We start from the raw sequence: 13,448 nt of genomic DNA, 5'->3' as shown, positions 1-13,448 counted from the left end.
ATGAAATTACAAACATTGTGGTTGTTTGTGATGCTTACTTCAGCATCATGGGCAACAGCACAAGACTGTACCTATATATTAGAAGGTACTGTTAAAGATTATCACGACAATAGTTCTCTTGAACTAGCTACTATTTATGTTGAGAGCTTACAAAAAACAGTAAGTACTGATGCAAATGGCTATTTCATTTTAAAGGGATTATGTACTGGTACTTATAATTTATCAATAGCTCATATCGATTGTGAGCCTAAGAAAATTACAGTTGACCTGACAGGCTCGCAAAAAATTGAAATATTGCTAGAACATCATGTCGAGGACCTGCAGACCATTCAAGTTATTGCAGATGTACATGATGATCACTCAAATACACAAGCAACAACACGCATTAAGAAAGAGATATTGCAAAACTTTAGTGGAGCAACTTTAGGCGATGCTCTAACTAGTGTTGCTGGAGTCAGTTCATTAAAAACAGGTAATAGTGTCGTTAAGCCTGTGGTGCATGGTCTTTACGGAAGTAGAGTGGCAATTGTGCATGATGGAATCCGTCAACAAGATCAAGAATGGGGAATCGAGCACGCGCCTAATATTGATGTTAATACGGCAAACAGTATACAAGTTATTAAAGGAGCAAGTGCTTTAAGATATGGTGGTGATGCGATAGGTGGAACAATAGTTATAGAACCAGCAAGAATTATTTCAAAAGATACCTTATCAGGATCTATCATTAGTCAATTACAAACAAATGGACGAGGTGGCTCTATTACAGGATCCATCAATAATTATCGTAAATCTGGCTGGTATCAACAAACTACTGTGACATATAAACGGTTAGGCGATTATGATGCGCCAGATTATGTTCTAAGTAATACGGGTAGTGAGACAGCAGCATTTAATTTGGGATTGGGATTCAAGACATTTGAATATGGAGCAGATTTAAAATATTCTTATTATGAATCGTCTTTAGGAATTTTAAGAGCTTCACATATAGGTAATGCTGCCGATTTAGTGCGCAGTATCAATTCAGGAACTCCTACAGTGATTAATGATTTTACCTATGACATAGATGTGCCTAGACAAGAGGTAGCACATCACAGTTTAAGATTTAGTGCTTTTAAAAGGTTTGCAGGTTTAGGAAAGCTAGAAGCAGATTATTCTTTACAGTTCAATAATCGAAAGGAATATGATATAAGGCGAGGAAGTAATGCTGGTAGAGCATCGCTAGATATGGACTTGATGACACATATCGCCGCATTAAACATGTTGTTTGACTCAAATAAAACTACCACGATTAATGTAGGTCTTGATGGTATGTATCAAGTTAATACTCCAGATGCTAATACTGGTGTGCGACGCTTAATTCCAGATTATGATGCTACTAAAGTTGGAGCTTACATTAGTATTAATCATCAGCTTAAGGATAATTGGATTATTGATGCTGGTTTGAGACTCGATTCCTATAAAATTGATGCTGATAAATTTTATTTTCAAACTCGTTGGGAAAGTTTGGGCTATGATGAGCAATTTCCACAATTTGAAAGAAGGACAGAAGGAAATCAGCTGCTTACAAATCCTGTTTTAGACTACGGTCTGTATGCATTTACAGCTGGGACTAAATATTTCTTTAATGACCATTATGATATCGCGGTTAATTTAAGTTCGGCAAATCGTGCGCCTAATCCTAGTGAGTTATTTAGTGATGGATTGCATCATGCGCTAGCAACGATTGAACTAGGAAGATTGGACCTGGCGAAAGAACAGTCTTATAAACTTAATACTACATTTCATGTCAATCACAAAAATCTAGATCTAGAACTAAATCCTTACTTGAACTTAGTAAATAATTTTATTCAATTAGTACCTACATCTATTGAGACAACAACACGAGGAGCATTCCCAGTTTATCAGTATGAACAGTTGGATGCACGTTTATTAGGAATAGATGTAAGTGCTAGCTACGATGTGTTTGCTAAAAAAGAAGCTGATGTGACCGAAGAAGGTGGACTAAACCGTAATCAACAAAGGCTTTTAAATTTTAACTCGCAATTTTCATATATACATGGGACAGATGTGGATGCAAATGAGGCACTTATAGATATGCCGCCAGCGCAGTTTAGTAACACAATAACTTGGTTTAATGCTATAAATACTGGATTAGACTTTCATTTGACTAATCAAACCACTCTTGAACAAACACGTTTTCCAGATAACGATTATGAGGTGAATGTTCCGTTAGAAACAGGTGGTTTTGAAATGCGTGAAGTTAATATTTCTCAACCACCATCAGCCTATAGTTTATGGAATGCAGGCGTGAGTTATAGTTTTTTCTCAAAGAAAAATCCCAAGGTTAAAAGGTCCTTATTAAAGTTAAGTGTGTTTAACATATTTAATACTAATTATCGCAACTATCTCAATAGACAACGATTTTATGCCGATGATATAGGTCGTGATATTCAGCTTCAATTCATCTATAATATTTAATAGTAAACCATAATAACAATTAATTAAGCAAGTAAACAATGAAAACAATGAAAACAATTAACACAAATACAATGAGATCAAATGCAATTAAAGTGCTAGGATTACTAGCAGCAACAGCAGTATTTACATCATGTGATAACGACGATGATATTAGCGCTGAAAATGAAGAAGAAGTGATAACCACTGTAGAATACACATTAACTAGTACTACAGATGCTACTAACGTAGTGGTATTTACATCTGTAGACGCAGATGGTGAAGGACCATTAGCTCCTGTAGAAACAGTGACAGGAACTTTAATGGCTAGTACTGTTTATGACGGAAGTATAAAATTCTTAAATGAATTAGAATCACCTGCAGAAGATATTACTGTGGAAGTAGCAGAAGAAGCTGATGAGCATGAAGTTTTTTACATCGATTCTATAACAGATCTTACTGTCGCAAAAGTTGACACAGATGCAAATGGTAATTCACTAGGATTAGATACTACTTTCACAACCGGAGCAGCTGGTACAGGAACTTTGACAATCGTGTTAAGACACGAGCCTTTAAAGCCTAACGATGGTACATTATTAAATGCCGGTGGGGAAACTGATGTGCAAGTTGAATTTGATTTAGATATTCAATAAGAACCTTTGAATATAGCCTAAGAAAAAAGCCATTCTGTAAAGAATGGCTTTTTGTTTATGATATACAGTACAACTAGTCTACTGCATCTTCTACGTCATCTGCAACGCTTTCAACTGCGTCTTCAACTTTATCTCCAGTGCTTTCTTCTCGACAACTAGATATTGATATGGTAAATAAAGCAACTGCTACTAATACGATTGATTTTTTAATCATGATTCTGTTTTTTTAGTTAGTGATTAATTATAGTGGTTTCTTACCTGATATAATATTGTAAAGAATTACGATTACCGCGATTACTAGTAAAACGTGAATAAGGTTACCCATTCCCATTCCACCACCTATGCCGGCTAATCCTAAAACCCAAATGATTATACAAATTACTGCTACAAGCCATAAAATACTTCTCATAATTTAAATGTTTAATTGGTTACAAGACTAATTTATAACTATTCTTCTGTGAATTTATTAATATAATCAGAATTCACATTAAATTATGTTAATAATTGTAAGGATTTTTAATAACGTCATTTGCTCTTGATTTATGCGCTTCTAATTTCTCAGTATCCATTTTTTTCAACAAATTCATCATCATGGCCATGCGGTGATTTCCTTTAAAGTATTCCTTTTTTTCATCTAGGAAATTCCAGTACAAAGAATTGAATGGACAGGCATTATCCTCAGCATTCTTCTTAGATACTTTGTAATGACATCCTTTACAGTAGTTGCTCATTTTATTAATATAACTACCACTAGAAACATAAGGTTTAGTAGCGACTATTCCGCCATCTGCCCATTGAGACATGCCGCGTGTATTAGTAATTTCTACCCATTCTATAGCGTCTATATAGACGCCTAGATACCATTCGTCTACATAACTAGGCTCAGTCATGGTGAGTAACGCATAATTGCCGGTCACCATTAATCGTTGAATATGATGAGCATATGCATTATCTAGTGAGTTATTAATAGAGTGACTTAAACAGTTCATCTTAGTCTCTCCAGTCCAGTAAAAATCTGGTAGCTTATTATGATTTTCTAGTTGGTTTTGACTTTGATAGCTAGGCATTTCCTTCCAGTATATTCCTCGCATATACTCTCGCCATCCTAGTATTTGTCTTATAAAACCTTCTACTTGTGAAATGTCAATTTTTGGTTTCCCGCTTCCGCGAAAGCGAGACAAAACAGCATCTATGACTTCTCGTGGGCTTAATAGTTTGCAATTCATGGCAAAGCTTAACCTAGAGTGATATAAGTAGTGCTGATCAGTGTGCATCGCATCTTGATAAGTACCAAATTCTATTAAAAGATTCTCACAGAAATAATTTAATACATCAAGTCCATCTTGTCTAGTGGTAGGCCAGTTAAAGTTGTGTTCATCGATGCGTCCCATGGTTTTGACATCTGCTTTATGGAGTAGTTTCACTATAGCAGTAACGTCTTTTCTAAAACCGCGCTCATGTGGTATATCAGTCTCGCCTTTCCACTGGTTGCGATTGCTATGGTCATAATTCCATTTCCCACCTTCAGGTTCTAGATCATCATCAATCATGATGTGATGCTTCTTGCGCATGTCCCGATAGAAGTACTCCATTGTCATACGCTTTTTACCTTCAAAAAATTTCTCAACGTCCTTTCTTTTAGTAAAAAAATGTTCGGTATCATAACCTTGCCATTCGATTTCTAGTGATTTACAGAATTCTTTGAGCTGTTGATCAAGTCTGTATTCATCTGGAGCTAAGTATTCAAACTTTTCAATCTTTTGTTCCTTGATGATTTGGTTGAGGTTCTCTACTAGATCTTGGTTATTCTTATCATCATCGAGATGGTAGTAAATACTGTTCCAGCCGCGATCATTAATCCATTCATTAAAACCACGCATCGCCATAAAAAAGGCAACTACCTTCTGTATATGATGTGTGACATAATCTGTTTCTTGACGCATTTCGGCCATGAAATAAATGATATTTTCTTGATCATCATCAAACCACGAGTGCTTGTGGTTAAGTTGATCGCCTAGTATGAGTCTTAATGTTTTCATTTTTTAAAATTTCAGATTGGGTCTGTAATGGTTTTTTACCTAAGGATTTGAACTATTATAAGTGAGATTTAAAACAATTCCTCTTGTAACCACATTCTTTGATATGTACCATCACTATCATATCTACTTGCTTGTAATTCTATATTAAAGGTTCTATTTCTAGGGTCATTACCTACACCGCTATTATACATCCAGTTGCCATAATTAGAATGCACGTCATAGTCGATTAAAATATGTTCAAAATATGCAGCGCCTATGCGCCAGTCTTGTTCTTTATGCATCGACCAGTAACTGGCAACGTTCTGTCTACCACGATTACTCATCCATCCAGTGGTAGCTAGTTCTTTCATGTTTGCATTTACAAAGCGTTCATGTGTTTCACCATTGATCCATTTTGATAATTCACGTTCACTGCTTTTCCACTCATATTCTTTTTGTAGGATACCACCTAATTTGAAGATGTCGTTCCCATTTTTTAGTGAAACATATTTAAAGAAGTCACGCCATATAAGCTCAAAAATTAGCCAATAGGTATCTTGATTTTTTTTCACTTCTTTTTCAAATCGTTGGACTTCCCAATAGATTTCTCGAGCGCTTATGCATCCTATGGACAACCATGTGCTTAACTTGCTACTGTAGTCTATACCTACTAAACCGTTTCTAGTTTTTTTATAATATTGAAGTTTGCCCGTATCCCAGAAATAATGGTTGAGTCTTTCCCATGCTGCAGTTGCGCCACCTTTCCATGGGAAAGCGCTACGATGGTCCTTTTCAAAACTTTCTAAGCCTAAATCTTCAAGTTGTGGAATAGTAGTCATCACAATGCTGGGCAATTCTTGCTGATAATCTTTTATATCAACTAGTGTTCTTACGTGAGATTCTTTCTCACATTTTTTACGGAATTGCGTAAAAACGGTTGGGATTTCTTGAAAGTTGGAGTAGGGAACGTCATCTGGATGATAAAGGAACTGATCATAAGTCCGATGTCCTTTAGGTTTTACTTCTAGCAGCTTGAGTGCAGTGCCCAATAGCTTTTCTTGCTCAACTTCATCGCGTGTCCATTCTTTTTGTAGATAGATATTTGTGATGTCGTATTCCTTAATGATGTCTGGAAATACATTTACTGGGGAATCATGATAGACTAATAAAGGAATGCCGTGTTTATCTAATTGTTTGCGTAAATCTTCTATAGCTTCTATAATAAATTGTGCTCTAAATTTTCCCGTTTTACCGAAAGGTAATTCTATATCGATATCAAGACCAAAATTACTATTCTGATAAAAAATAGGGTCAAAACAATATACACCTATTACTTTACCGTCATTATCGCATGCTTTTTTAAGGCTATGATTATCAGTTACTCTTAAATCATTTCTAAACCAGACGAGATTATTCATATATCAATTAATGCTATTTATTTGCGCTACACTTTTTACTACAATACTTTACAGTTTCCCAATTCTTTTCCCATTTCTTACGCCAGGTAAATTCTCGATTGCATACCGGACATATTTTAGTAGGTAAGTTGTGTTGATTACGCATCATTGTCAATTGAAAGTTCTTCTAACTCTTTATCAACTTGCGCATAAGACAATCGCTTCTTTGTTTTGGCGATGGCATAACCGTCTAAACCATTTATAGCAACGCTACCTGCTTTACTTATGTCTACCCATCCGTCTTTGTGTAAAATATCTGCTTTTATAAAAATGTCAGTGATTTTACAAATGACTAGAATACAGTTATTCTCCTTAATTGGATATTCGTTTACATATTCTGCCGCGACTTGTATGGTCGCTTCATTTACAAATGGTACTTTGAAATTATCACGACGAAGTAATTCTATATCTAACTCATCAAATTCTGAAATATGTTCAGCATATTTTGCGCTTGATTGATGTGCTCTATCTACTAAGTTCATATTCACATGGTTTAATGTGATTTTACCAGTAGCTTTTAAGTTCTCATAGGTATGCCCGACTCCATGTCCTAGTGGTCGTTGTACAAAACTAAACATGGCTGGATTACTTCCTAAATGGGTGACACTACTAAACATGGCTACGTTGTCTATTTCATCTATGGAACGAGTGGCAAGTAAGTTTGCGCTCTTAAATCCGGTAACACTATTAATAAGGTTGCCGCGATAAAAACGGTCCATAGTTTTAATAGCAATAGCATCAATATGCTTCATTTGTTTAATATTTTACCTCAAAGTTAAAACAAATTATTCATGAGCGTCATTTTCAAATGTTTAAACTTTGCTAAATTGCGATATGGATTTACAGGAAGCATTTGAAATAAATAAGAACACTTGGAATCAAAAAACAGCTATACATTTTGAGAGTGAGTTCTATGATAAGGACGCTTTCGCGAAAGCGAAAAATTCACTTAACTCCTACGAGTTAAACGCACTAGGCAATGTAAAAGACAAAAAGTTACTGCATTTACAATGTCATTTTGGTCAGGACTCCTTAAGTTGGGCACATAAAGGTGCTGTGGTAACTGGAGTAGATATAAGTGATGAAGCTATAAAACTAGCTCGTAAATTAAGTAAAGAGCTAGATGTACCTGCACAATTTGTGTGCTGCAATGTGCTTGAAACCTCAGATTATATTAAAGAAAAGTTTGATATCATTTTTACTAGTTATGGTACGATAGGCTGGTTGCCAGATTTAAAGCCATGGGCACAGATGATCAGTGAGCGATTAAATGATAACGGTGTTTTTTATATTGTTGATTTTCATCCTATCGCATGGATGTATGATTATAATGTGACACCACCAGTTATGAAATACCACTATGCTAGAGAAGAAGCTATATATGATGAGTATGAAGGCACCTATGCAAATAATAAATCTAAAATGGTTAGTAAAGAGTATGGTTGGAACCACAGTCTTAGTGAAGTCGTACAGTCACTTATTGATGCTGGTCTCTCTGTAAACTTACTGGCAGAGCATGATGGTAGCCCATACGATGTGTTTCCTAATATGAAATTGAGGGATGATGGGTTGTATTATTTAGAAGGTGGATTATATCCGATGCTATTTGAAATTAGTGCTGTAAAGGCATAAAAAAATGCCCTACTTATGAATTAGGGCATTTTAGGGGAAAGCATTTTGAATTAACTTTACAAAACGTTAGCAATTTAGTAAAATAGTTTTCTAGATACAATAGAATAAAATGAAAATATCCTAACTATTAGTAAGAATATTCTAATATATGTAATTTGGGATAGCAGGTATTAAGAATATAATAATATTAAAGATTGTTTTCTCAAATCTTAATCTCTAGAGTTATGTAATAATTACGATTAGGAGAGGTGATAATTCCAGGTCCTGGATAACCAGTTGCTCTTCTTGTAAAATAGGAGTTGTCTAGCACGTTATTAATTCCAGCTTCTAATTTAAACCTGTTGTATTTATATGAGGCCGAAAAGTCTAAAACATCATAAGCTGGTATAGCGCCTATTACACCACTAAGATTCCCATCAGTAGCGTTTGTAGCATCTGTGAATTGTTGAGATAGATATGAGTATTGGATACTAGACATGAAGTTTTTATATCCTAATTGAAAACCTGTTTTAAAATTTAATTCTGGTATAAACTCTACTTTATTTCCTTCAATACCGTTGGCATCAGAATTTGTGTATTCAGAACTTACTAAAGAAGTGTTGAAAAATAGATTGAATTTATAAGCTCGGTTTTTAATGAGTAGCTTTTGTAGATTAAGATCTACTAGACTTTCTAGTCCATAGATAACAGCGTCTCCTACATTACCTCGTTGACTTTTTACACGACCATCATCTGCAACGACTTGTGTAAAACCTATTCGGTCATTATAAAATAATGCAAATGCACTAGCGTCATAAGATATGAAATCGTTAAAATTACCACGAGCACCTATGTCTGCAGTAAAACCTTTCTCGTCGTCAATGTTGGGATCAATTTCAAAAGCAGGATTAATAGTGCTTATATCGGTAAATGTTACAGACCTATAATTTTGTGAGATATTACCGTATAATTCTATCGCATCATTTGCTTTATAACTAGTTCCTAAACCTAGTAAGGCAAAGGTTCTTTCATTAGATCTACTTTCATCAATTACTTCGTTAAAAATAACATTACCAGCAGCGTCAGTTCTTATTTCTCTAGTAAAACCTTCACTTTCTGTTTTGATATATTCTAGTCTAAAACCAGGAGTAAATGAAATTTTATCGTTTACATAAAAGATGTTCTCACCGAATAGCGAGATATTTAAATTAGGATATACAAAGTCGTTTTGATTTGAGTAATTAGGATATTCATCAAATCGAAAGTCAAAGTCTGCATCGCTACCATCACTTCCAGGACCTTGAGTACTTGTGTTGTTTGCTTTATAAAACTTAGAACCGATTAAGAAAATATTTTTCTTTCCAGCAAGATTGTAGGTGCTTAAGAATCTCGCCTCGGCACCATAATTATTAAAATCTCCTTTTATTAAATCTCTTTCTGTACCAGGATCAATTTGATCGACACGATTAGTTCTAAAGCCTAGTGCATTACGCTGTGCTTGTAATCCAAAGGCGTTAAAAGTGAATTTTGTGTCTTCAGTAAAATCATGAGAGAAATTAAGATTGTATAAAAACCAATCTACTTCAAACCAGTTACGTTCTCGATTACTTTGAAAAGGATTCTCCTCAAATTGTCGATCATTAAGCCCACCAGCTTGTTGGGCTAGGTAGTTTAGGTAAGTGATTTCTCCTGTGACCTTAGTCTGATCATTAAATTGATATCCTACATGAGCATAAATATTCTTAGATTCAAATTGAGAATTAGGTCTAAAGCCATCACCTTTTTTATAATTAAAAAAAGTATAATAACTCCATTTACCGCTAGTACCACTTAGACTTGTGAAATTAGTGTACAATCCATTAGAACCTATAGTGTTTCTTGTAATAAGCTCTAGAGGTTTAGATTGATTAGGTTCTTTCATAACAAAATTCACTAAGCCACCGAATTGAGTACCATATTGTAATGATGCTGCACCACGTATTACTTGAATACTCTGTAGACCTTCTGCCGGTGGAGCATAGTAACTTTCGGGATAACCCAACACATCTGCGCTTATATCATACCTATTTTGTCTAGTGTTAAAATTTGCAGTTCTATTAGGATCTAGTCCACGTCCGCCGATGTTTAATTGCAATCCAGCATCATCATTTTGATAGATATTAAGACCAGCAACTTGATTAAAAATTTGACGTGCATTATTTGCAGCTAGATTTGCGGTAGAGTTTTCAATAAGAACCACTTCAGTTTTCTTACCGGCATAAATAGAAGTGCCTTCAACATCTTTTAAACGCTCTAGTTGAAATAGTTTTTCTTTGCGCACTGTTAATTCAATGGCTGTTAACTCTTCACCTAATTGTTGTAATTGTACATTTTTAATAAGGTCATTGTTGATAGTAAGAGATTCTTCTAGAACAACATATTCATAACTGAACCATATAAGCGTTAATTCTTTTTGAGTAGTTTCAAATCGATATTTCCCATTTATATCTGTAATGGCTAGTTGTCCAGCATTTTTATCATAAATAGCAACGTTTTCAATGGCAGTACCAGTAATATTATCAGAAACGGTGCCTGATATTTGATATGACTGCGCATATGATATAGACCATGTCAATATCAATAGTATTAAAATACTATAATCCTTTAATTTCATCTTCTAATGGTAATAGCCAGTCTTTATGCTGGAATGAATCTTTAATTTGATATAAGTTTGCTTTGGGGTCTACTAGTCTGCGACTGGTTCTACCATTCAACGCGGCATAACAGTCTACATAAACTTTTACATCCTTATATCCTTGGGAGCTATAATGGTCTCCTAAAAAGTGTGCGTATTCTAAAATAAAGTCAGGTTGAAAGCTCATTTGCTTCTCTTGAAACGACGTTAGAAAATCATCATTTTGAACATAAAATGACTGTCCAGATCCGTCAACAATTTTAAACTGTGTGTTTCCCATTTTTTCCATCAACATCACACGCCACGAGAATCTATAGCCTTCCTCAGTCCAGAACAATTCTCCAGGATACGCGAGGTATCGCCATGGTAATACTAATTGAATTGTGAAAAATATCACTAGTACTGGTATTATAACTTTCTGATATTTAATTACAAATGGTTTGTTGTTGGTACGCTTTCGCGAAAGCGGACCTAATAAAGTGCTTAAAGGACTTAAAAATCTTCTTAAATAAGCAATAATTTTTTCATGTAGTGAACTGTCAAAAAACACCAATGCACTTACAATCATTATAAAAGGAAACATTCCTATCGGGAATAATACACGAGTTAATACATGGAATATAACCACAGCTATAAATGCCCAAAGCCGCGTTTTTTTATAAAGTAATAAAAAAGGAATGAGCAAATCATAGAGCATACCAGTCCAACTGAATGCATAATGTACCCATTCTTGTTGCATAAGGTTGCCTAGAAAAGGTAAATCATATTTAGAAGGCAACCATATTTTTAAAGGCATGGCTTTTAAAAGCCAGTCGCTATTAATTTTTGCTAATCCAGCATAGAAGTACACGATACTTAATAGCAATTTAATGCTGTCGATACTCCATTGCGGGATTGTTGGTGTCTTTAAGATGAGATCAGTTGCTTTAGGATGATCTATTGAGAAATGCCTATTTGCAGGTAAAAAGATCATTAAAAAACTAAGTAGGCTGATGAAGTAATAATGATTAAGATAGGTGGTTTTATCCATCAATTCTATATAAGTAAAGCTTAAGAAAAATAGAATAATGGACAACCTATACTTAAATCCTATGGCAATGAAAAATGCGGCTATACCGCATATAGTGAATAATAAATAAGTGAAGGACCCTAATGGTTTTACCCAATCAAATCCATAATAAGAGAAATGAAATTGAGGTGTTATATAAAGACTATTGATCCAACCATGTGCAGCAAATCTAATGATGCTATAAAGCATCATCAACCCAAAGCCAATGCGGAAAACCGCTAATGGCGCAGCAGATGCGCTTTTATCTAGATATGATTGTATCGTTTTATTCATAACCTAAAAAAAGGTTGCCTCATACTTTAATATGAGGACAACCTTTTTTAAAATTTATTGATATGGTTTAATCACCGTCAGCATCAACATAATCTACGCTTATATTAAGTGTTTGCAACATGTCTACTTTTAATAAAACAGTGACGCGCTGTAACTCATCATAAGTCATTAACATAGCTACATTATTATTGTTCACCTGATTATACAGATTGTTATCTAATTGATCAAGCTCAGTTCTAGCGGCTTCTATCTGACTGTTTATAGAGGCTGTTAGGTCAGAAGATCCACTATTATCCCTTAAAAGAGTTACATAACTTGCATAACTTATACCAATTGTTGAGTTATTATAAGCTTTACCGTTAAAAAAGTCTTGAACTGCTTGTAGAGCAGTTAGGGCAAGTTCTTTAGAGTAAACTTTACTGTATAATCCTTCCACTTTATCTGCAAGTGGTGTTGTAGAAAAAACTCCTGCAGGTATGCCTACTTTGTTAGCACGCAATCCCTTTTCATAATAAAAAATGAAATCGTTCACTAGCATATTTACAGAGCTAGATGCTGTGTTTGCCGTACTGCTAATAAAAATATCTCTATAAGAACTGGTCCAGTCTGTTAATACTGTAGTAGTTAGATTTTCCATCTGGTCTATCACATCGCTGAGGTAATTTTTGTAACCTAGCGCATTACTGTCAGTAGTATAAAAGTCTATTATGGCACTGTCGTCATTACCTAGACCATATAGTAAGTAATCTAAAGCAGGGAAACCTACGGCATCATTATTATTAGGACTAGTAAGGTCATAAGATCCAGACGCGATATTGTTTTGGATATCTGTCGTGTTAGTAGGATAGATGTTCATCTGGAAATTATATAAAACTTCTTCAGCCTTACCAATGTTAAACATCTCAACGTACTGCCATGTTTTATAAGCTGCTAACCAGTCAGTTCTTAGGTTATCAAGATTTGTTTGATTAGGTGTTGTTATAAAAGTCTCTTTTGACGCTTTTAAAGCTGTTAAATCAGAATTCAAATCTTGTAATGCAGGAATGATGATGTTATCTGCTGCATTTTCTAAAAGAGCCTTTCTATCAAAGTTATCAGATGATCCGCTAGTAGAATCATCGTTAGATTCTGTACACGCGGTGATCAGTATGATAGAAAACAGTGCTAATGCTAATTGCTTGATTTTCATTATTAATTTTTTAAAAGTTTGCAAATGTACCGTTGTAGTCGAGAGTATGT

General features: G+C 34.7%; 12 protein-coding genes. 3 read left to right on the top strand and 9 right to left on the bottom strand.

Annotated features, from left to right (window positions below):
* Both ACJJVI_RS14215 and ACJJVI_RS14210 read left to right on the top strand, forming a co-directional pair.
* Positions 1-2,478 (top strand): TonB-dependent receptor, encoded by a 2,478-nt coding sequence (locus ACJJVI_RS14215; protein ID WP_405352554.1) that lies wholly within the window; start codon positions 1-3, stop codon positions 2,476-2,478.
* Between the two features lie 47 nt (positions 2,479-2,525).
* Positions 2,526-3,107, top strand: a complete 582-nt coding sequence (locus ACJJVI_RS14210; RefSeq protein ID WP_405352551.1) for a type 1 periplasmic binding fold superfamily protein — start codon at positions 2,526-2,528, stop codon at positions 3,105-3,107.
* 73 nt (positions 3,108-3,180) lie between these two features.
* On the opposite strand, the gene ACJJVI_RS14205 is transcribed toward ACJJVI_RS14210, so the two are convergent.
* The 6 genes from ACJJVI_RS14205 to ACJJVI_RS14180 all read right to left on the bottom strand — a co-directional run bounded on the left by ACJJVI_RS14205 (position 3,181) and on the right by ACJJVI_RS14180 (position 7,334).
* Complete coding sequence (locus tag ACJJVI_RS14205) at positions 3,181-3,321, bottom strand: hypothetical protein (protein ID WP_170062957.1); 141 nt, start codon at positions 3,319-3,321, stop codon at positions 3,181-3,183.
* A 27-nt stretch (positions 3,322-3,348) separates the two neighbouring features.
* Positions 3,349-3,516, bottom strand: a complete 168-nt coding sequence (locus tag ACJJVI_RS14200) for a lmo0937 family membrane protein (RefSeq protein WP_036581536.1) — start codon at positions 3,514-3,516, stop codon at positions 3,349-3,351.
* An 88-nt stretch (positions 3,517-3,604) separates the two neighbouring features.
* The gene (locus tag ACJJVI_RS14195; RefSeq protein ID WP_405352548.1) at positions 3,605-5,146 is read right to left on the bottom strand and encodes a cryptochrome/photolyase family protein; all 1,542 of its coding nucleotides are present in this window, start codon (positions 5,144-5,146) and stop codon (positions 3,605-3,607) included.
* Positions 5,147-5,214: 68 nt separating this feature from the next.
* Positions 5,215-6,543, bottom strand: a complete 1,329-nt coding sequence (locus ACJJVI_RS14190) for a DASH family cryptochrome (protein WP_405352546.1) — start codon at positions 6,541-6,543, stop codon at positions 5,215-5,217.
* Positions 6,544-6,556: 13 nt separating this feature from the next.
* Positions 6,557-6,688 carry a DUF2256 domain-containing protein gene (locus ACJJVI_RS14185; protein WP_081866560.1) on the bottom strand — a complete coding sequence of 44 codons (132 nt, stop codon included), beginning with the start codon at positions 6,686-6,688 and terminating at the stop codon, positions 6,557-6,559.
* The gene (locus ACJJVI_RS14180) at positions 6,681-7,334 is read right to left on the bottom strand and encodes a flavin reductase family protein (protein WP_405352543.1); all 654 of its coding nucleotides are present in this window, start codon (positions 7,332-7,334) and stop codon (positions 6,681-6,683) included. Before ACJJVI_RS14180 ends, ACJJVI_RS14185 begins: the two co-directional genes overlap by 8 nt.
* 82 nt (positions 7,335-7,416) lie before the next feature.
* Here ACJJVI_RS14180 and ACJJVI_RS14175 point away from each other — a divergent pair, with 82 nt between their 5' ends.
* On the top strand, positions 7,417-8,214 hold the full coding sequence (locus ACJJVI_RS14175; protein WP_405352541.1) for a class I SAM-dependent methyltransferase: 798 nt from the start codon (positions 7,417-7,419) through the stop codon (positions 8,212-8,214).
* A gap of 202 nt (positions 8,215-8,416) precedes the next feature.
* Here ACJJVI_RS14175 and ACJJVI_RS14170 read toward each other — a convergent pair whose 3' ends face one another.
* From ACJJVI_RS14170 to ACJJVI_RS14160, 3 genes are all read right to left on the bottom strand, one after another.
* Complete coding sequence (locus tag ACJJVI_RS14170) at positions 8,417-10,846, bottom strand: TonB-dependent receptor domain-containing protein (RefSeq protein ID WP_405352538.1); 2,430 nt, start codon at positions 10,844-10,846, stop codon at positions 8,417-8,419.
* On the bottom strand, positions 10,827-12,209 hold the full coding sequence (locus ACJJVI_RS14165; protein WP_405352535.1) for an HTTM domain-containing protein: 1,383 nt from the start codon (positions 12,207-12,209) through the stop codon (positions 10,827-10,829). The genes ACJJVI_RS14170 and ACJJVI_RS14165 overlap by 20 nt, the downstream gene beginning before the upstream one ends.
* Positions 12,210-12,276: 67 nt before the next feature.
* The gene (locus ACJJVI_RS14160) at positions 12,277-13,398 is read right to left on the bottom strand and encodes an imelysin family protein (protein ID WP_405352532.1); all 1,122 of its coding nucleotides are present in this window, start codon (positions 13,396-13,398) and stop codon (positions 12,277-12,279) included.
* Between the last annotated feature and the right edge of the window lie 50 nt (positions 13,399-13,448).

Origin of the sequence: Nonlabens sp. Asnod3-H03 (assembly GCF_045063665.1) — a bacterium.
Classification (GTDB): Bacteria; Bacteroidota; Bacteroidia; order Flavobacteriales; family Flavobacteriaceae; genus Nonlabens; species Nonlabens ulvanivorans.
The sequence above is the reverse complement of the archived record's forward strand: the minus strand, read 5'-3'. Positions and strand labels throughout refer to the sequence as shown.

Coding starts and splice junctions, on each gene's coding strand:
- ACJJVI_RS14215 (WP_405352554.1), top strand. CDS start 1: ATGAAATTACAAACATTGTGGTTGTTTGTGATGCTTACTTCAGCATCA.
- ACJJVI_RS14210 (WP_405352551.1), top strand. CDS start 2,526: ATGAAAACAATTAACACAAATACAATGAGATCAAATGCAATTAAAGTG.
- ACJJVI_RS14205 (WP_170062957.1), bottom strand. CDS start 3,321: ATGATTAAAAAATCAATCGTATTAGTAGCAGTTGCTTTATTTACCATA.
- ACJJVI_RS14200 (WP_036581536.1), bottom strand. CDS start 3,516: ATGAGAAGTATTTTATGGCTTGTAGCAGTAATTTGTATAATCATTTGG.
- ACJJVI_RS14195 (WP_405352548.1), bottom strand. CDS start 5,146: ATGAAAACATTAAGACTCATACTAGGCGATCAACTTAACCACAAGCAC.
- ACJJVI_RS14190 (WP_405352546.1), bottom strand. CDS start 6,543: ATGAATAATCTCGTCTGGTTTAGAAATGATTTAAGAGTAACTGATAAT.
- ACJJVI_RS14185 (WP_081866560.1), bottom strand. CDS start 6,688: ATGCGTAATCAACACAACTTACCTACTAAAATATGTCCGGTATGCAAT.
- ACJJVI_RS14180 (WP_405352543.1), bottom strand. CDS start 7,334: ATGAAGCATATTGATGCTATTGCTATTAAAACTATGGACCGTTTTTAT.
- ACJJVI_RS14175 (WP_405352541.1), top strand. CDS start 7,417: ATGGATTTACAGGAAGCATTTGAAATAAATAAGAACACTTGGAATCAA.
- ACJJVI_RS14170 (WP_405352538.1), bottom strand. CDS start 10,846: ATGAAATTAAAGGATTATAGTATTTTAATACTATTGATATTGACATGG.
- ACJJVI_RS14165 (WP_405352535.1), bottom strand. CDS start 12,209: ATGAATAAAACGATACAATCATATCTAGATAAAAGCGCATCTGCTGCG.
- ACJJVI_RS14160 (WP_405352532.1), bottom strand. CDS start 13,398: ATGAAAATCAAGCAATTAGCATTAGCACTGTTTTCTATCATACTGATC.